Annotated in this window: 26 protein-coding genes; 19 read left to right on the top strand and 7 right to left on the bottom strand. The window is 39.0% G+C overall.

The genetic code is table 11. The annotated features are described in order from the left end of the window. The first annotated feature begins 30 nt into the window (after positions 1-30). Positions 31-1851, top strand: coding sequence for a cytochrome c peroxidase (locus tag I597_RS07210; RefSeq protein WP_035329067.1), 1821 nt, complete (start codon positions 31-33; stop codon positions 1849-1851). An 83-nt stretch (positions 1852-1934) separates the two neighbouring features. Here the strand turns inward: I597_RS07210 and I597_RS07205 are convergent, their stop codons facing one another. From I597_RS07205 to I597_RS07190, 4 genes are all read right to left on the bottom strand, one after another. Continuing rightward, the gene (locus tag I597_RS07205) at positions 1935-2375 is read right to left on the bottom strand and encodes a rhodanese-like domain-containing protein (protein WP_052111954.1); all 441 of its coding nucleotides are present in this window, start codon (positions 2373-2375) and stop codon (positions 1935-1937) included. Between the two features lie 3 nt (positions 2376-2378). Continuing rightward, complete coding sequence (locus I597_RS07200; RefSeq protein WP_035327909.1) at positions 2379-2684, bottom strand: rhodanese-like domain-containing protein; 306 nt, start codon at positions 2682-2684, stop codon at positions 2379-2381. Between the two features lie 165 nt (positions 2685-2849). After that, positions 2850-3473, bottom strand: a complete 624-nt coding sequence (locus I597_RS07195) for a thioredoxin family protein (RefSeq protein WP_035327907.1) — start codon at positions 3471-3473, stop codon at positions 2850-2852. Positions 3474-3475: 2 nt separating this feature from the next. Continuing rightward, entirely contained in the window at positions 3476-3982 is a 507-nt protein-coding gene (locus tag I597_RS07190) for a TlpA family protein disulfide reductase (protein WP_236626658.1), read from the bottom strand. Between the two features lie 163 nt (positions 3983-4145). Between I597_RS07190 and I597_RS07185 the strand changes: the two genes are divergently transcribed. The 13 genes from I597_RS07185 to I597_RS14885 all read left to right on the top strand — a co-directional run bounded on the left by I597_RS07185 (position 4146) and on the right by I597_RS14885 (position 13388). Then, on the top strand, positions 4146-4595 hold the full coding sequence (locus tag I597_RS07185) for a MarR family winged helix-turn-helix transcriptional regulator (protein WP_035329064.1): 450 nt from the start codon (positions 4146-4148) through the stop codon (positions 4593-4595). A 17-nt stretch (positions 4596-4612) separates the two neighbouring features. Then, positions 4613-5185 carry a YceI family protein gene (locus I597_RS07180; protein ID WP_035327903.1) on the top strand — a complete coding sequence of 191 codons (573 nt, stop codon included), beginning with the start codon at positions 4613-4615 and terminating at the stop codon, positions 5183-5185. Positions 5186-5425: 240 nt separating this feature from the next. Then, entirely contained in the window at positions 5426-6823 is a 1398-nt protein-coding gene (locus I597_RS07175; RefSeq protein WP_035327902.1) for an anthranilate synthase component I family protein, read from the top strand. Positions 6824-6826: 3 nt separating this feature from the next. Continuing rightward, positions 6827-7396, top strand: a complete 570-nt coding sequence (locus I597_RS07170) for an anthranilate synthase component II (protein WP_035327898.1) — start codon at positions 6827-6829, stop codon at positions 7394-7396. A gap of 8 nt (positions 7397-7404) precedes the next feature. Continuing rightward, positions 7405-7929: a hypothetical protein gene (locus I597_RS07165; protein ID WP_035327891.1), complete on the top strand. Its 525-nt coding sequence runs from the start codon at positions 7405-7407 to the stop codon at positions 7927-7929. Then, positions 7929-8921, top strand: coding sequence for an anthranilate phosphoribosyltransferase (gene trpD / locus I597_RS07160; protein WP_035327888.1), 993 nt, complete (start codon positions 7929-7931; stop codon positions 8919-8921). The genes I597_RS07165 and trpD overlap by 1 nt, the downstream gene beginning before the upstream one ends. A 1-nt stretch (position 8922) precedes the next feature. Beyond that, complete coding sequence (trpC, locus tag I597_RS07155; protein WP_035327885.1) at positions 8923-9702, top strand: indole-3-glycerol phosphate synthase TrpC; 780 nt, start codon at positions 8923-8925, stop codon at positions 9700-9702. Beyond that, positions 9702-10091 (top strand): hypothetical protein, encoded by a 390-nt coding sequence (locus I597_RS07150; protein ID WP_035327879.1) that lies wholly within the window; start codon positions 9702-9704, stop codon positions 10089-10091. Before trpC ends, I597_RS07150 begins: the two co-directional genes overlap by 1 nt. After that, complete coding sequence (locus tag I597_RS07145) at positions 10088-10717, top strand: phosphoribosylanthranilate isomerase (protein WP_035327876.1); 630 nt, start codon at positions 10088-10090, stop codon at positions 10715-10717. Before I597_RS07150 ends, I597_RS07145 begins: the two co-directional genes overlap by 4 nt. Further along, on the top strand, positions 10714-11913 hold the full coding sequence (gene trpB, locus I597_RS07140; RefSeq protein WP_035327873.1) for a tryptophan synthase subunit beta: 1200 nt from the start codon (positions 10714-10716) through the stop codon (positions 11911-11913). Before I597_RS07145 ends, trpB begins: the two co-directional genes overlap by 4 nt. 44 nt (positions 11914-11957) lie before the next feature. After that, entirely contained in the window at positions 11958-12248 is a 291-nt protein-coding gene (locus tag I597_RS07135) for a GIY-YIG nuclease family protein (RefSeq protein ID WP_035327871.1), read from the top strand. Positions 12249-12407: 159 nt separating this feature from the next. Then, positions 12408-13169 (top strand): tryptophan synthase subunit alpha, encoded by a 762-nt coding sequence (gene trpA / locus I597_RS07130; RefSeq protein ID WP_035327868.1) that lies wholly within the window; start codon positions 12408-12410, stop codon positions 13167-13169. Between the two features lie 78 nt (positions 13170-13247). Further along, positions 13248-13388 carry a hypothetical protein gene (locus tag I597_RS14885; protein ID WP_157496178.1) on the top strand — a complete coding sequence of 47 codons (141 nt, stop codon included), beginning with the start codon at positions 13248-13250 and terminating at the stop codon, positions 13386-13388. A gap of 75 nt (positions 13389-13463) precedes the next feature. Here I597_RS14885 and coaD read toward each other — a convergent pair whose 3' ends face one another. Together coaD and I597_RS07120 are read right to left on the bottom strand one after the other, a co-directional pair. Continuing rightward, positions 13464-13961: a pantetheine-phosphate adenylyltransferase gene (gene coaD / locus I597_RS07125; RefSeq protein ID WP_035327867.1), complete on the bottom strand. Its 498-nt coding sequence runs from the start codon at positions 13959-13961 to the stop codon at positions 13464-13466. A 62-nt stretch (positions 13962-14023) separates the two neighbouring features. Next, positions 14024-15070, bottom strand: a complete 1047-nt coding sequence (locus tag I597_RS07120; protein WP_052112045.1) for a D-alanine--D-alanine ligase — start codon at positions 15068-15070, stop codon at positions 14024-14026. A 79-nt stretch (positions 15071-15149) separates the two neighbouring features. Between I597_RS07120 and I597_RS07115 the strand changes: the two genes are divergently transcribed. From I597_RS07115 to I597_RS07100, 4 genes are all read left to right on the top strand, one after another. Further along, a complete protein-coding gene (locus tag I597_RS07115; RefSeq protein ID WP_035327865.1) occupies positions 15150-15743 on the top strand; it encodes a PASTA domain-containing protein in 594 nt (197 codons plus the stop codon). 3 nt (positions 15744-15746) lie between these two features. After that, positions 15747-16790, top strand: a complete 1044-nt coding sequence (locus tag I597_RS07110) for an RluA family pseudouridine synthase (RefSeq protein ID WP_035327862.1) — start codon at positions 15747-15749, stop codon at positions 16788-16790. Positions 16791-17122: 332 nt separating this feature from the next. Further along, positions 17123-17887: a peroxide stress protein YaaA gene (gene yaaA, locus I597_RS07105; protein ID WP_035327859.1), complete on the top strand. Its 765-nt coding sequence runs from the start codon at positions 17123-17125 to the stop codon at positions 17885-17887. Positions 17888-17890: 3 nt separating this feature from the next. Beyond that, positions 17891-18373, top strand: a complete 483-nt coding sequence (locus tag I597_RS07100) for a hypothetical protein (protein ID WP_035327857.1) — start codon at positions 17891-17893, stop codon at positions 18371-18373. Here I597_RS07100 and I597_RS07095 read toward each other — a convergent pair. Further along, positions 18370-18489, bottom strand: a complete 120-nt coding sequence (locus I597_RS07095) for a 30S ribosomal protein THX (protein ID WP_035327856.1) — start codon at positions 18487-18489, stop codon at positions 18370-18372. The two genes, I597_RS07100 and I597_RS07095, sit on opposite strands and share 4 nt — an antisense overlap. Before the next feature lie 41 nt (positions 18490-18530). On the opposite strand from I597_RS07095, the gene I597_RS07090 reads away from it, so the two are divergent. Beyond that, complete coding sequence (locus I597_RS07090; protein ID WP_035327854.1) at positions 18531-19193, top strand: uracil-DNA glycosylase family protein; 663 nt, start codon at positions 18531-18533, stop codon at positions 19191-19193. Positions 19194-19256: the final 63 nt, after the last annotated feature.

The following is a 19256-nucleotide window of genomic DNA, read 5'->3' as shown; positions in this document are numbered from 1 at the left end:
TGATTGCGCTTTAATTATAATTACATTGTTATGAATTACTTACGTTTATTAATTTGCCTACTAGCGATACCCTTAACCTTTTCTTGCAAGCAAGAGCAAGACACTTCATATAAAAAAAATATAGCCCCAGACTGGGAAGCTGCAAGAGCTATTTACTTACAAGAACTAAATAATGCGCTCGCAGGTCTTGACTCTCTTAATGAGATTACGGCATCACATCCAGATGCCAAAAAGATTTTTAACAACGCTAGACTTGCCTTTAAAAAAGCAGAACCCTACGCCTCTTACCTCAACCCAGAAGTAGGTCATCGTGCAAATGGACCAGCTTTACCTATTTATAAAGAGGACAATGACCGCACAATGAATCCTGTAGGTTTACAAAAGATAGAAGAATCTATCTATGAAGGAGGAACACCTACAGCACAATACAAAAAAGAACTAAAGATCACCACAGGCCTACTCGCTACTCTAAAAAAGAATATCGAAAAACGAGAACTCACGCCACAACGCTATTTTATAGCAACTCACCAGCAATTACTGCGCATATTAAGTTTTTCTATATCTGGTTTTGACACACCTGTAAGCCAGCTAGGCATTACAGAGGGTGCAGCCTCATTACAAAACCTTGTAGACACTTATCAAGTAAGTATACAACCCATCATAAAAGAAAAGAATGCCACACTAGACCAAACATTTATAAATCAGGTTGAGAAAGCAATAGCTTTTATGAGTTCTAATACTGATTATAACAGCTTTGACCGTTATACCTTTGTGAGCACTCACCTCTCTCCTATCACAAAAACTTGGGTAGCTATAAGAAAAACTAGCGACCTATGGGAAGGAACAACAAATACACCTTTTAACTTTGATGCTCCTACATTTTTTGAAAACGATAGTTTTAATACAGCATTTTTTACTCCTAACGTAAACAAGAATCCCACAGCAATACAAATCGCCTTAGGAAAAAAATTGTTTTTTGATGATAAGCTCTCTGCAAATGGTACAATGGCTTGTGCTACGTGTCACATTCCAGCAAAGGCCTACACAGATGGAATGGTCGTAAACCTCTCTAACGCAGGTAAAAATTTACAGCGCAACACACCTACCCTCATAAATACCGTTTTCCAGCAAAACTTCTTTGCAGACGGTCGCTCTCCTACATTAATAGATCAAGTATCTTCTGTTTTTACAAACAAGGATGAGTTTAACTCAAACGTGCACGAGTTTTCAGAAGAGGTACTAGAAGACAGTACATATATCACACTCTTTGATGAGGCATATGGCGGTGTTTCAAAAAGAAATATTGATGTGATAAAAGCCATCTCGTCATATGTAAGTACACTCAATAGTTTTGACTCAAAATTTGATAAAAATATGCGTGGCGATGAGCGTTCATTTACATCAAGTGAGCAACGAGGTATGAACTTGTTTATGGGGAAAGCCCTTTGTGCAACTTGTCACTTTATGCCACTTACTAATGGTACAGTACCACCATTTTATGCAGAGACAGAGCGCGAAGTAATAGGCGTACCAGAAACCGCACAAAATAAAATGCTAGATGATGACTTAGGTTACTACTGGCGTTTTAAAGAAGAGCTCCACAAGGGGATGTTTAAAACACCTACGGTACGTAACGCTGCAGTAACTGGACCCTATATGCATAACGGTGTATATAGTACACTAGAAGAGGTTATGGACTTTTATAATAAAGGTGGCGGCGGTGGCCTAGGGTTTGACCTTGAGCATCAAACGCTTCCCTTTGATAATCTTAATCTATCAGAGCAAGAACTTCAGGATCTGGTGGCTTTTATAGAAACACTTACAGCGACTAATGTTGATGAAGTGTATTAGATTGATATAGATTTCGCTTTCGCGAAAGCGGAAAAAAACCCCATCCTACTATGATGGGGTTTATATTTTTTTATCAGTATGTGTTACTCTACGGTCTTGCCACTAGCCTTCCAGCTTGCGAGACCACCTTTAAGGTCATAAATGGTAGTAAAACCAGCCTCTTCTAGCTGTTTTGCACACCTGGCACTACGACCACCTTTTGCACAATATACATATACGGGCTCATCTTTATCTAGAGTCTCTAGCTGTGACTGCCAGTTTACATTGTTCATCTCAAAATGCTTTGCACCTTTAATATGGCCACTCTCCCACTCGCGGTCGGCACGTACATCTACTAGTTGGATTTCTTGAGCACTCATCGCAGTCTCAAGCTCATCTGAAGAAATGCGATTGATGACCATCTTTTTCTCTTGCACTTCACTAACTGAAGCTTCTGGTGATGCTTGCTGTGAGGTCGCTTGGTTACAAGACAAAGCCATCATTATTGCAATAGCACTACAAATGTGAGTTACTGTACGCGTCATCTTTTAGTCGTTTTCGCTCCAGGCCATATAGCCTCCTAGCAAGTTATATGTAGTCTCAAAACCTAGCTGTCCCATAAGGGCACACGCTTGAGCACTACGTGCTCCAGAGCGACAATAAACGTAGTAGTTTTTATCTTTATCTAGTTTTTCTACCTCATCTATAAAGCCTTGGCCTTGGTATATATCTATCACCTTTGCTCCTTCTATGATACCATTTTCTGTTTCTTCTTCGGTACGCACGTCTAGTATTACGGCGTCTTTATCTTGAGCGATTTTTTCTTCCCATTCTGGGATTGTAAGATCTTTCATAATTCTTCTTTATTATAAGTACGGTAGTGTACCCTTGTTATATTTCAAATTTACTTTATTAAACTGAATATGGCTTGAGGCATATTACATATTTTAAATAGGCTACGTAAACATAAAAAGGTGAGCTATTGCTCACCTTTTTATGTAGTATCTAGTTATTTTAAACTATGATTTTATAGAACATCCTATAGCCTTTGTTTCGGTTACTTGTACACTTTTACCGGCGAGTAAGGCATCTACAGCGTCTTCTACATATCGTTCTGTAACTGCTCCCGCATTACGTGTATTATTATCTATTGCTCCTATGTATTTTACTATATTTTTCCCTTGCTTTTTTTGAGTCACATACACGTGAGGAGTTTTTGTAGCTCCATATTTTGGATATACCTCTTGGCCATCGTCAAATAAATAAGGGAATGTAAATCCTTTTTCTCGTGCTCGTTGTTGCATAGACTTAAAACTATCTCCAGGTTTAATGTGTGGGTCGTTAGGGTTAATCGCTATCACAGGGTAGCCTAATGACTTGTACTTTTTATCTAATGCAATGATTCTGTCTTCATTTGCTATAGAAAATGGACAAGTATTGCACGTAAAGATTATTATAAATCCTTTGGCATTTTCATAATCCTTAAGCGATACCATACTGTTATCTACATTACGCAGATAAAAATCTGTTGCATCATCACCTATACTGTAACCGCTCTTTGCACTTTTTACAACGGCATTTGCTGCAAATGCAGAAACGACTACCACTAAGGCAAGTAGCGTTAAAATTTTAAAAGTCTTCATTTTTAATTTAAAATATATTTCAATTCACTTTCTAACAAGCCATATGTAAATGATTGTTCATAAAAGCGTTTTCTTTTATCACCTATAATAAGTGTTGCTGGTAAGGCCCCACTCCAGTTCTTATCTACTTTAGGTATCCATCTGTTTGCATCTCCATCGTCTAAAAATACAACCTCAGATTGCAATTCTTTTTTTGCTACAAATGCTTTTAGATGATCCATCTGTTCTGGGAAGTCAAGACTCACTAAAAGAATTTTCACATCTTGATCTGCATAGGTATTTCCTAGTTTTTCAAAAGCTGGTAATTCCTTTATACAAGGAGCACACCAGGTAGCCCAAAAATTTACCACAAGTGTCTCAGATGGATGATTTTTTATATAACTATCAAGTTCATTATAATCAAACATCTTTATATCTGCCCCTTCTACATAATGATATGCCTTTTCTTCTACCTCTTTCTTACAAGAGATTGTACATAGAACCAACAAGAGTATTAAAAATCGCATCATACAAAATTATACAGAGACCCAGAACTAAGAACATCTCTTAACAGACTTTAGTAATAGGATGTTAAGATAATGGAAAAAATCAGAAGTACTTTAACGTTAAAAATATCTAAACATAGATATTCTATTGCAAAATAATTATACATTTGTATATACAAATATTGTAATGACAATAGAAGAACACATAAAAACCACGAGTCTCAAGCCTTCTCAAAGGCTTATTATAAACCTAGCCTATACAGCACAATGGTCTAATGATATCTTATTAATGGCACTCAAACCCTACGATATATCATTACAGCAGTTTAATGTATTACGCATATTACGTGGGCAAAAAGGAAAACCTGCAAATCTATCTACGCTCAATGACCGTATGGTTACAAAAGCAAGTAATACAACACGCCTAGTAGATAAACTACTCAAAAAAGAGCTTGTAAATCGCAGTACGTGCCCCTCAAACCGTCGTAAAATTGAAATTACAATTACAGAGGCTGGCTTGTCATTACTTAATGAGTTAGACAAAGTAGTGACTCAAGCCGAAGATAAAATAACCACTCAACTAGACAATACTGAGATAGAGCAGCTCAATAACTTGCTCAATAAACTAAGAACATAATTATTAAAAACTAAAAGATGAAAAAGACAATCACAACAGCATTTTTAGCACTTATTGTTACAACAGGAGCCACTGCAAGCACAGAACCTGTAGAAAAAACAGTAAACGTAAAAGAAAGCACTATTACTTGGACAGGTAAAAAAGTACTAGGACAACACACAGGTACTATTAACCTAAAATCTGGAACACTTGAAATGGATGGTGACCAACTAGTAGGTGGTAGCTTTGTAGTAGATATGACTACTATTGCGGTAACAGACTTAAAAGCTGGCGAAGGAAAAGAAAAACTAGAAGGACACTTAAACTCTGCAGACTTTTTTGATACTACAAACCATAGCGAAGCTACATTTGTTATCACAGAAGTAGCAAAAAGTGGTAATGGTTATAGTGTAGTGGGTGACCTTACTATAAAAGGAACTACACTACCTACAAAGGTTAATATGACCATAGAGAATGGCGTAGCCACTACCGTTTTTAATGTAGATCGCACAAAATATGGTGTACGTTATGGCTCTGCATCGTTTTTTGACAACTTAAAAGACAATGCTATTTCAGATAATTTTGAGCTTGCAGTGAGCTTGACTCTCTAATAATTTCCTAATTATTCCCCCGTAAAAAGCTCAGTGTATATTTTTTATCCATTGGGCTTTTTTATTATAAAATCGCTCCCTATCTTTACATCATAAATGAAAAACAATACAGTACATACTTGGTGGTGGATTACACAACAATCGTTGTCGTAAGCACGCACCTATGTACCATTCATATACAGCCTGTCTTTACGACAGGCTTTTTTTTGTTCTCAATTTTGAGAAAACAATATGTAACAAATGAAATATCAATTAACTACATTTTCAAAAAGACTCCTAGCAGATACCATCACTCCTGTATCGGTATACTTAAGGCTGCGCGATCGTTTCCCTAATAGTTTACTGCTCGAGAGTAGTGACTATCACGCAAATGATAATAGCTTCTCTTACATATGCTGCAACCCTATTGCTTCTATAAGCGTGGGCGATGGTATAATCACACAGCAATTTCCAGATGGCAAGAAGGAGGAAATTACAATCACAGCAGAGACTAATGTTGTGGGGGTTTTAGACGCTTTCGCGAAAGCGTTCTCATCTACAAAGACAGCTCACAAGTTCATAAACAATGGCTTGTTTGGTTACCTATCGTATGATTCTGTGCAGTACTTTGAAGATATAGAAATCGCCAAAAAAGAAGGAGATCTCCACATACCGGATATTTACTATGCCGTTTACCAAAATATTATCGCTATTAATCATTTTAATAATGAGGCGCATATATTTTGTCACAACACCACGGGAGACAATAATATCGATGAGATTGAGCAGCTTTTAAAATCAAAAAACTTTGCAGAGTTTAACTTCAACCGAAAGAACGAACTCACCAGCAACATCACAGATGCAGATTATAAAGCACTCGTAGAAACTTGTAAAAAGCACTGCCAGCGTGGTGATGTTTTTCAGATTGTGCCTAGTAAACGCTTCTCGCAGCAATTTACCGGAGATGAGTTTAATGTATATAGAGCTTTGCGCAGTGTTAACCCGTCGCCGTATCTATTCTATTTTGACTACGGAGATTATAAAATCTTTGGCTCATCACCAGAAGCTCAGATTATTGTGCAAGACGGTCTCGCAGAGATTCACCCTATTGCAGGTACTTTTAAACGTACCGGTAATGATGAGCAAGACGCCATACTTGCAAAAGAACTAGCCAAAGACGAAAAAGAAAACTCAGAACACGTGATGCTCGTTGATCTTGCTCGTAATGACTTATCACGCAATGGTCACGATGTAAAGGTAGACACCTATCGCGAGGTGCAGTTTTTCTCACACGTAATACACCTCGTGAGTAAGGTAACGGGACAAATGCACGAGGGTAGCAATACCTTACAAGTGGTAGCAGACACCTTTCCAGCAGGAACACTCAGTGGTGCGCCTAAGCATATGGCAATGCAGCTACTTGAGAAGTATGAAAACCGCAATCGCACCTTCTACGGTGGAGCGATAGGTTTTATGGATTTTTACGGTAATTTTAATCACGCTATTATCATACGTTCTTTCTTAAGTAAAAATCACACCCTACACTGGCAAGCAGGTGCTGGAGTGGTATCTGGCAGTGATCCCGCTAAAGAATTACAAGAAGTTTACAACAAATTAGGAGCGCTTAATAAAGCACTTGACATCGCAGAAGATATTTAAACAATGAAAAAGATATTAGTAATAGACAACTATGATTCCTTTGTGTACAACCTTGTGCACTACCTAGAAGAATTAGATTGCATCGTTACCGTAAAACGTAATGACCAGTTTGCGCTTGAAGAGTGCGAGCAGTATGATAAAATATTGCTTTCTCCAGGCCCTGGCATTCCAGAAGAAGCTGGACTGCTCAAGCAAGTAATAAAAACTTATGGAGGAAGAAGACCTATACTTGGCGTTTGCCTTGGGCAACAAGCCATAGGTGAAGTGTACGGAGGTACGCTTATCAATCTTGATAAGGTTTTTCACGGTGTCGCGACACAGGTCACTGTCACACAACCAGACACCGTACTCTTTAAAGACCTTGGTGAAGAAATAGCCGTAGGGCGTTACCACTCGTGGGTGGTAGCTACAGAAGATTTTCCGCCAGCATTAGAAGTTACTGCGGTAGATGAAAATGGCCAGATAATGGCACTACGTCATAGAGAACTGGACATACGTGGTGTACAGTTTCACCCAGAATCTGTACTTACTCCAGAAGGAAAAACAATGATTAAAAATTGGGTGATTAGTTAATACTATATATGATGAGATTTACATTATTTCTACTAGCAAGTTGTTTTCTATTAATAGGTGGTTGTGAGAGCACAAAATCAACACCTGTAGAAACTACAAAACCTGCGACACCCGTGGTCGTAATAGAAGCCGAACCTGAGCCTCTTAAAGAAGTAGTAGAAGATGAGAATGTAGATGTCTATAAAAAACTGATTTTTAACACAAAACTTGGTGTAAGTCCTAAGCGACCTAACTGGGTACTTTTTTCAAACGGAACCTATATTATTTTCCCTAGGGGAACCAGTAAAGAAGATATGCGTAAAAGCGCATTAGGTTTCTTGCAACGCTTTACGAGCGAGACAGCCTCTGTAAGAAAGTCACCACTTACAAAAGGCTGGATAGCAAGCACACCAAAGGGAGTTTACAATTACGTAGCACTTAACCAGGCTAGTTCAAGACTAGCAACAGATCAAGAACTAGCAACAATAGGATTGCAAAACATAAAGAAAGATAAAGCAGACCCTATTATTGTTCACATCAACACGCCTAAATAATGAAAGCCATACTTAATAGATTAATTAACCACGACCAACTCACAAAAGCCGAAAGCCGTGAGGTTCTCGTAAACATCTCTGAGGGTAAATACAATCAGAGTCAGATTGCTTCTTTTCTTACCGTTTATATGATGCGTAGTATAACCGTAGAGGAGCTAGAAGGTTTTAGAGATGCCTTACTAGATCTTTGTCTTGCTGTAGACTTCTCAGATTATAACGCCATAGATCTTTGTGGTACAGGTGGTGATGGTAAAGACACGTTTAATATCTCAACACTCTCTAGCTTTGTAACAGCTGGTGCTGGTGTGCACGTGACTAAGCACGGTAATTATGGGGTGAGCTCTGTAAGTGGAAGTAGTAATGTGATGGAGTATCTAGGCATAAAATTTAGTAACGATAAGGACTTCTTGAAGCGATCTATGGATGAGGTAGGGATGTGTGTACTACACGCACCACTCTTCCACCCTGCTATGAAAAACGTAGGCCCTATACGTAGAGAGTTAGGTGTAAAAACCTTTTTTAATATGCTAGGCCCTATGGTTAACCCAGCATTCCCGAGCAACCAGCTAGTGGGAGTTTTTAACCTAGAACTCGCAAGAATGTATGGATATTTATATCAAAAAGGAGATAAAAACTTTACCATACTGCACGCATTAGACGGTTATGATGAGATATCACTTACAGGAGCTACAAAGGCTATTACAAATGAGACAGAGCTTATGCTCACACCTAGAGATTTTGGTGTAAATGCACACGCTCAACAAGATATTTATGGTGGTGACTCTGTTGAGTCTTCGGCGCAAATATTTACAAATGTAATTTCTGGTAAAGGCACCCAGGCACAAAACAATGTGGTGTGTGCAAACGCTGGGATGGCTATTGCGACTGTAAAAGGTCTAACACCTTTACAAGGTTTTGAACAAGCAAAAGAGAGCTTACTCTCTGGTAAAGCCGCACAAAAACTCAAACAACTTCAAGCCCTAAGCAACTAAGATGACCATACTAGATAAAATTACAGCAGATAAAATCAAGGAAGTAGCGTTGAGAAAAAGTCTTATCCCCGTGAGCCAGCTAGAGCAATCTGTGCTTTTTGAGAGAGCTACCATATCACTTGCAAAAGCAGTAAGCTCAGGCTCTGGGATTATCGCAGAGTATAAAAGAAGGTCTCCTAGTAAGTCTGTTATAAACAACAGCCTGAGCGTGCAAGATGTCGCAAGCGGTTATGAGCAGGCGGGCGTGAGCGGGATGTCTGTACTTACAGATGGAAAATATTTTGGCGGCTCGCTGGACGACTTATTACTTGCTAGAGCAGCAGCACAGTTTCCGCTATTACGTAAGGAGTTTATAGTAGATGAATACCAGATTCTTGAAGCCAAAGCCTACGGTGCAGATGCGATATTACTTATTGCAGCTACGCTTTCGCGAAAGCAAATAGAGCAGTTTTCAACCTTTGCAAAAAGTCTTAATCTCGATGTGCTTTGTGAGTCTCATAATGAGGAAGAATTACAGAAGTCTATTATGCCATCTGTAGATATGCTAGGCATCAACAACCGAAACCTAAAGACCTTTGAAGTAAGCCTAGAGACTAGCAAAGAACTCATCAAGCAAATTCCAGATGAGTTTGTAAAAGTGTCAGAAAGTGGTATCAGTTCTGTAGAGGCGATCAAGGAATTAAAGCCACACGGTTTTCAAGGTTTCCTTATAGGTGAAAATTTTATGAAAACAGATAACCCAGGTGAAAGTGCCGCTACTTTCATAAAACAACTAGATTAATGATAAACGTTCCTTACTCTAACAAGCAGCTACGCTACTACCTTTGGACTGGTATAGCTTACACCATACTCGGACTTATAACCGTTATCATAGAAGGTGATTATGGTGTTCTTGACTGGTTTTTTGTTTGGGGAATTTTACATCTCATAGTTTATGCAATATTAAAACGTCAGGGATGGCTCCAAATAACTCAGTCAAGTATCATTATTAGAGGTTTTTTAGGTATCGGAAAGAAAGAGCTTGCTTTTTCAAAACTGACTAAGAAAAAATATTTTGCGGGAGATTACATACTCGCTCAAGGCTCTAAGGAAGTTGCTCTCACTAGAGAGTTTCTTACTCCGCAAGCAAAAGGAATATTAGATAATCTCATAGAGAAAGACACAAAATGAAAATCAAAATATGCGGTATGAAATATAACACACAAGAGGTCGCTGCATTGCAGCCAGATTATCTTGGATTTATATTTTATGAGAAGAGCAAACGAGATTTTGGCAACCTAGCGATTCCAGAATTACCGGAGGGAATTGACCGCGTAGGGGTTTTTGTAGATGCTGATATTGCTTTCGCGAAAGCGAAAATAACACAGCACAACCTCAACGTAATCCAGTTACACGGTAGCGAATCCCCTGAATACATAAAAGAACTTCAAGCTTGTCTGGTCGAGTGCAGTCGAGACCTCAAGATTTGGAAAGTTTTTGGAATCAAAGACAGTTTTGACTTTGAGCAGCTCACACCTTACGAGGGCCTTGTAGACGCTTTCCTTTTTGACACAAAGGGAAAAGAAAAAGGAGGCAACGGCTACACCTTTGACTGGAGTGTATTAAAAAATTACACATCTCAAACCCCTATCGTTTTAAGTGGCGGCATAGGGCTGGAAGAAGTAGAAAAAGTAAAAGAAATACTGGCAACAGATTTGCCTATTATCGCACTAGACGTAAATAGCAAGTTTGAGGATAAGCCAGGTTTAAAAAATATTGAAAAATTAACCGAATTTAAAAAAGTATTGCAGCTATGATACTAGAAAATAACACCAGTTACCAAGCAGACGAGAGAGGGTACTACGGAGATTTTGGCGGAGCATTTATTCCAGAGATGCTCTATCCTAACGTAGAAGAACTGCGCTCTCAGTATGTGCAAATTATGCAGGAGTCTTCTTTTCAAGAGGAGTTTAAACAACTCTTAAAAGATTATGTAGGTCGTCCTACACCGCTTTATTATGCAAAACGCTTTAGCGAGAAGTATGGCACAAAGGTATATCTCAAAAGGGAAGATCTCTGTCATACCGGAGCTCATAAAGTAAATAATACCATAGGCCAGATTCTTATGGCTAAGCGACTAGGTAAGAACCGCATTATCGCAGAGACTGGCGCGGGACAGCACGGTGTTGCTACAGCAACGGTGTGTGCACTTATGGGACTAGAATGTATCGTATATATGGGTGCTGTAGATATTGAGCGCCAAGCGCCTAACGTGGCTCGTATGAAAATGCTAGGAGCAACCGTACGTCCAGCAATGTCTGGAAGTAGAACCTTAAAAGATGCGACTAACGAAGCGATACGTGACTGGATTAATAACCCAGTAGACACACATTACATTATAGGTTCTGTGGTGGGACCACACCCTTATCCAGATATGGTGGCTCGTTTTCAGTCGGTGATTTCTGAGGAGACTAAGAAGCAGTTGCTAGAAAAAGAAGGGAAAGAAAATCCAGATTATGTAGTAGCCTGTGTGGGTGGTGGTAGTAATGCCGCTGGATTATATTACCATTATCTTGATGAACCAGAAGTGGGCATTATCGCTGTAGAGGCTGCTGGCAAAGGAGTAAATACTGGTGAGAGTGCTGCAACATCTGCACTGGGACGTGAGGGAATTATACACGGAAGTAAGACCTTATTAATGCAAACAGACGACGGGCAGATTACAGAGCCTTACTCTATCTCTGCGGGTCTTGACTACCCAGGAGTAGGGCCTATGCACGCAAACCTCTTCCGCTCTGGGCGTGGGGAATTTATCTCTGTGACGGATGAGGATGCGATGACGGCTGGACTAGAATTAAGTAAACTAGAAGGTATTATCCCTGCGATTGAGACAAGTCACGCTCTTGCCATTTTTGAGACTAGAAAATTCAAAAAAGATGATATCGTGGTAATCAATCTTTCGGGACGAGGTGATAAGGATTTGAATACGTTTATAGAATATTTTGAGCTATAGCTGAAACCTTTGTCATTTCCACGAAGGTGGAAATCCCATACAAAATGGAGCCAAACCAGTTTTACACATACATAATAACAAACAAGAACAATACTGTTTTATATCTTGGATTTACAGACAATCTAAAGAGAAGAATTAACCAATATAAATCAAAAAGTTCTAAAGGCTTTTCAGGTAAGTACAATACCGAAAAATTAGTTTGGTTTGAAGTTACTCAATATGTTGAAAACGCTATCAAAAGAGAAAAACAAATCAAAAAATGGAATCGTGAGTGGAAAGAGAATTTGATTAATGATATGAATCCTAAATGGGAAGATTTATACTGGATGTTGTGACATCGCTTTCGCGAAAGCGTAATATCAAAATCTAATATAGAAAATGACATTCCTATGAATAGGTAAGCTCAGTAAAAGATAAGATTCCTGCCTACGCAGAAAATTACAAATACAAATTAAGATTCCCGCCTACGCGGGAATGACAAAATATTTATTCAGATGAATAGAATAAAAGAAAAATTACAAGAAGATAAAAAGCTACTAAGCTTATACTTCACTGCTGGATATCCAGCCATAGATGATACTGTTTCTATCTTAACGCAGCTTCAAGAAAGCGGTGTAGATATGGTGGAGATAGGATTACCATTTTCAGATCCGCTGGCAGATGGGCCTACTATCCAAGAGTCAAGTACTGCTGCACTTCACAATGGGATGACTACCGAAAAGCTGTTTAGCCAGTTAGACGGTATTCGTGAGACCATACATATCCCGCTTATTGTGATGGGATACTTTAACCCGATGCTACAATATGGGGTTGAAAAATTCTGTAAGCGTTGTCAACAAATAGGGATAGATGGTATTATTATGCCAGACTTACCACTTGCCGAATATGAAGCTGAGTATAAAGAGATTTTTGAAAAGTACGGACTTATTAATGTCTTCCTTATCACACCACAAACTAGTGACGCGCGTATACAACAGATAGATGCCGCGAGTGATGGGTTTATCTATATGGTGAGTAGTGCAAGTACGACGGGCGCTACGAGCGGTTTTGGCAACAGCACAGAAGATTACTTTAAACGTATTGCAGCTATGAATCTTAACAATCCGCAGATTGTTGGTTTTGGGATAAGTAATGAGGAAACTTTTAAGGCAGCCACTACCCATCAAAAAGGAGCCATTATAGGAAGTGCTTTTATAAAGCATATTACTAAGAATGGAGCAAACAGCGTTGCTAGCTTTGTAGAAACCATAAGATAATCAACACTTTAACCTAAGACTAACAAGCCTTTAAGACGAATTAACAACCGTGATTTTTATCTTTATATCAACTTAAAAATGAAAAAGATTATGGAACGTAAATTTGAAAGAAAAGTAGAGCAAACTAACCCGACCAATCCAACGGGAAATATAAATCAAACTACAAACGACTTTGATATCGATAAAAAGACCATCAAAGAACAGCAGAATAAAAAGTAATTAGGTTACAGGTTATATATAAATGGTAAAAGCCGCCCAGTGGGCGGCTTTTTTATGGATGAAGGTTTTGAACTCTTATTTTCTTTTTGCTTGTATCTCTTTCCAGATCTTATTTGCACAAGGCTCTACCACATCTGGCACCAGACCAGAACAGTCACCACCGTTACGTATTACATCACGTACTATGGAAGAAGATATATAGCTCTTACCAGAACTCGTAAGTAAGAATACGGTCTCGATACCAGATAATTTTCTGTTAGTATGGGCGATTGCCTTTTCAAACTCAAAATCTCCAGGATTACGCAGTCCTCTTAAAATGAACTCGCTTTCTTGCTCCTTACAAAAATCTATAGTAAGACCTTTATAGGTCATTACTTTAATGCGTGGCTCATCTTTAAACGTATCTTCTAGAAACTGCTTGCGCTGCTCTAGAGAAAACATATATTTTTTATCTGAGTTGACACCTATAGCAAGTATTATCTCGTCAAAGAGGGTAAGACCTCGTTCTATTATATCGTAATGCCCAAGTGTAATGGGATCAAAACTCCCCGGAAATACTGCCTTTCTTTTCATAATCTTAATCTTAATGTGATTCCCGAAAAAGCGAAAATCTCAAGGATACTATCTCTGTAAATTTAACTGTTATTTCTAATTGCTACTTCTATAGCTTCACCAAAAACTTCTGTAAGTAATAATCCTGCTGCTTTAAACTCTCTAGGTATGATGCTTTCCTTTGAGAGACCAGGGTTTGTATTTACCTCTACAAAATGTGGCTTCCCCTCGTGAAAGATAAAATCTATGCGGCAAATCCCCTTAAGACCCAGCAATTCATAAATACCCTTTGTAAGTCCCTGCACATCTGCCGTCTCACGCTCATCTAGTCTTGCTGGCACAATCTCTTGTGATTTTCCAGAGTACTTTGCTTCTAGACTAAAAAAATCTCCATCTGGTACAATCTCACAAACTGGAAGCACCTCCGCCCCATTGCCAAAATCATACACCCCTACAGATACTTCTGTCCCGCTTAAAAATGACTCAATCAAAACCTGGTTATCTTCCTTAAACGCATTATCAAGCGCCGCAATAAGATCACCTTCTTTGTACACCTTACTCACTCCATAACTAGAACCTGCGCGGTTAGGCTTCACAAAACAAGGGTAGCCCACTTTTATAGCTAGCAGGTTTTTAAAAGACATATCAATCTCATCGCCCTTATTTACGTATACAGATTGCGCCATTGGCACACCATATGAACTCAATACGCTTAGTGTGTCACGCTTATTAAACGTCATTGCACTCTCATAAAAACCACAACTTGTCTGTGGGATTCCTAGCAATTCTAAGTAGGCTTGTAGTTTTCCGTCCTCGCCCGGCGTTCCGTGTATGGTATTGTAACAGGCGTCAAAGGTTACCTTTTTCGCGGAAGCGTCCTTAAAGCTAAAGTCACCTCTATCTATCGTAAATCGCTCGCCATCTATCACACAAAACCATCCCTCGGTAAGGATGTGCACGGCATATACTTGGTATTTTTCTTTATCTAAAGAAGCAACTACAGTGGCACCACTGTTAAGCGATATTTCATACTCGCTACTGTAGCCACCCATTAAAACGGCGATATTTTTTTTCTGCACTTTCGTGAAAATTTTAAAGGAGACAACTAAATCTGTCTCATTAACGTACATTGTAAAAATAGGTATAATCATACCTACGCCAAATAGGCTGTCAATTTTATATATTTGCACCTCTAACCACATCCCATTTATGAGTTTTGTAAAATTTCTAGTAAGCAAAGCATTTGTAAAACAAATCGCCCTTGCCATCATTATTGTAATTGCCTTAATTTTTATCACCAGATGGTGGTTAGGTAGTACCACAAATCACGATGAGCGTATCGCAGTGCCTAATGTAAAAGGGATGACACTAGACCTCGTGAGTCAAGAACTAGAAAATGCAGAGCTGCGCTACTTTATCATAGATAGTGCAAACTTTAACCCAGATTACCCTAAGTACTCTGTCATAGATCAAGAGCCAAACGCTGGTAAATTTGTAAAAGAAAACAGACAGATATACTTAGTGCTTAACCCTTCTGGTTATCAAAAAATGACCATCCCTCCTATTGTGGGAAAAACACGTCGCCAGGCAGAGCCTACACTCAAAGCCCTAGGTTTTAAAATAGGAAAAATCACCTACGTAGACTGGATAGGCGAAGACGAGGTAAGAGACCTGAGACACAAAGGAAAAAAAGTAAAAGCAGGAGATCGCTTAGAAAAAACATCTGTGATAGACCTCGTACTAGGTAATGGTAAAGGAGATTACCGAGATGCTATTTCTAATAACGCATCTGACGATAATTAAACAATGAACGAAGAACAACCCATAGGTCCAGAACCTCAAGACGATGAGCTATATGAGCATTATAGCTTTACTGCCAGTAAAGGTCAAGAACCGCTACGAGTAGATAAGTTCTTAATGAACTTTGTAGAAAATGCTACACGTAATAAAATACAAAAGGCTGCCAAAAATGGTAGCATACAAGTAAACAACAAAGTTGTAAAACAAAATTACAAGGTAAAAGCAGGAGATGTGGTACGCGCGATGTTTGAGCACCCGCCACACGAGTTTTTACTCACTCCAGAAGATATCCCACTAGATATTATTTATGAAGATGATGATCTTCTCGTGGTAAACAAGCCTGCCGGTATGGTCGTACACCCAGGTCACGGTAACTACTCTGGCACCTTGATTAATGCACTTATACACCACATAGATAATTTACCTAATAACTCTAGCGAGCGCCCAGGACTTGTACACCGTATAGATAAAGACACCAGTGGTCTTCTAGTGGTAGCAAAGACGGAACACGCGATGACCCACCTCTCAAAGCAGTTTTTTAATAAAACGACAGAGCGTGAGTATGTGGCCATCGTATGGGGTAACGTGGTAGATGATGAGGGTACGATAGAAGGTAACATAGGCCGTCACCCTAAAAACCGCCTTCAGAACACCGTTTTTAAAGATGATGATGAGGAGCAAGGAAAACCAGCCGTTACACACTATAAAGTACTAGAGCGCCTGGGATATGTCACTCAGGTGGCTTGTAAGCTAGAGACTGGACGCACACACCAGATACGTGTGCATATGAAGTACATAGGCCACACCCTTTTTAATGATGAGCGTTACGGTGGTAATGCTATTTTAAAAGGAACCTCATTTACAAAGTACAAGCAGTTTGTAGAAAACTGTTTTAAAATATTACCACGCCAGGCACTACACGCAAAAACACTAGGTTTTGTACACCCCTCCACAGGCGAGTACAAACGTTTTGAAACTCCCGTACCAGAAGATATGGCGGGCTGTATAGAAAAGTGGCGCGCCTATGCCGTACACAGCAAAGAGCAGTAAGATTTTTTACGCTTTCGCGAAAACGTACTCATAACAATAATAAGCAACTCCTTTTGGGGTTGCTTATTTGTTTTGTGGTGTTTGTGCAATTTTTCAAACCTAAAGCGCTGATATAAAAAACAACACCCAAACCATACTTCAAAGACAAGAAAATAGAAGTCTCCCATTGAAGGGAGATATAGAGGGATGTTGAACATTTAATCTTATTAGGTATTACGTCTTTATAAATCAAACACCACATTAAACAATCAATCCCACCATAACCAAAAACAATAGCCAGAGCTGTAATTATAAGACATAATTGCTAACTTTGATACAAAAGAAAAACACCTATGAAAATCGTTGTATCGCCAGCAAAGTCACTTAATTTTGAAGATAAGCTACCTACTACACGTGCTACACAGCCGCAGTTTTTAGAACAAGCAGAAAAGCTTAACAGCAAGCTTTCTAATACGACCAAGAAAGAGATTCAAGACCTAATGCACATTAGTGAGAAGCTTGCAGACTTAAACTACCAGCGATACCAAGATTTTACAACTCCATTTACAAAAAAGAACGCAAGACCAGCCGTATATACCTTTGATGGTGATGTATACACGGGGCTTGATGCTTATACCATCCCAACTGAAAAGCTGGACAAACTTCAAGACACCTTACGTATTTTAAGTGGGATGTATGGGATCTTACGACCACTAGATTTAATGCAGGCATACCGTCTTGAGATGGGTACAAAACTGGAGTACTACAGTAATAAAAATTTATACGAGTTTTGGGGAGACACCCTTACCGAAGCGCTTAATAAAGAACTTAAAGATGATGAGCTTTTTGTAAACCTTGCGAGTCAAGAGTATTTTAAATCTATAAAACCTAAGCAGCTCAAAGTACCCGTAATCACACCTATCTTTAAAGATTTTAAAAATGGGAAACTCAAGATTATTTCATTCTTTGCAAAAAAAGCCCGTGGCTCTATGGTGCGTTATATTATAGATAAGGATGTAAACACAATAGACGGTCTCAAAGGTTTTGATTACGACGGCTACGCTTACAGCGCAGAAGAGTCTAATGAAGATAAAAACGAATTTGTTTTTACAAGGTAATTGATGTTTAGATCACTAATTATAGCGCTGTTTATTCTCTCCAGTGTACCAGTAATTGCTTGCACCTGTGCAAAAGACCCGAAGGTTTCAAAGAAAGAAGAAATTACAGAAAAGTACAAACGCGCCGATGTCGTTTTTAGTGGTAATCTTATCAAGAAAGAAGTACTTAATAAAGCACGCAAGCGCAGTAGCGGTGATCCCGTGCGTTATACCTTTGAAATTATCAAGCAGTACAAGGGCTCTTTTTCTAAAAGCACAATTGAGATACTTTCTGAAGCTTCTGAGATTAGCTGTGGCTATGAATTTAGTGAAGGTTTGACTTACTTGGTGTATACAAGAGCTAGCTCCCATTTTAAAGGTAGATTTCCACAGCTGGTAGATGATAAAAATGCACATACAACCAGTCTCTGTTCTGGCAATATGCTTAGAAAAAAGGTAGGCAAAAAACAGCAACGCATTTTAAAAAGACTAAAAGCAAAAGGTTAAACCTTCTCCATTTTTGCAGCTTCCTTAGCTTTTTTACGCCCTTTCTTTCTGCGGCGTGCGCCGAAGGTGCCTCTACTTATCTTGCCTCGTCTTGATTTTTTGTCTCCGCGTCCCATAATGCTATTGTTTCCTTTCAATTTACGAACTTTACGAGCCTATGTCAAGACCTTTTAAGCACACCCATCCCTACCCGCCATTTAATCTGGAAAAAGCAACCAAGCTTATAGTAGGCACCTTACCCCCACCACGCTTTACAACGGGTGATTTAAAACCGGGTGATGTAGATTTTAGTTACGGTAGCATAGATGGGCAATTGTGGCCTATACTCGATAAGATTTTCAACCTCGGCCTCAAATTTGAAAACACGGCAGAGGCCATACGCCAGCGCAAAGAGTTCTTAAAATATAGAAACATAGGTATTTGTGATATTGTCGCCTCTTCAGAAAGACAAAAAGTAGACGCCTCAGATATCGGGATGAGCAACATCACGCTGCGCGACATCTTTGGTTATCTCTCAAAACATACACAAGTAGACACCCTACTATTTACCGGCGGAAACAGTAAAAATGGACCAGAGTATTTCTTTAGGAAAGCTTGTAAAGAAAAACAAGTGCGCCTTAAGGTTGTAAGCGATGTAGTACCTAGAGTACACAACTTTGACTGGGAAGGTCGTACTATCAAAACGGTATCACTCACAGCACCCTCAGGCGCCGCAAATAGAGCTGTAGGAAGTCTGGCGCTTTATAAAAAACTAAAGGCAGAAAATCCTGACTTTAACACCATAGATTTTAGAGTATTGCAATACACTCCTTTTTTCTAAAAGCTAGATTACATCACGTAAAAAGCGACTAATTATTTGTTTATCAAAACAGTGACCACGCAT

This window comes from Dokdonia donghaensis DSW-1 (genome assembly GCF_001653755.1).
Lineage (GTDB): Bacteria > Bacteroidota > Bacteroidia > Flavobacteriales > Flavobacteriaceae > Dokdonia > Dokdonia donghaensis.
This window is presented reverse-complemented; position numbering and strand designations above follow the sequence as displayed.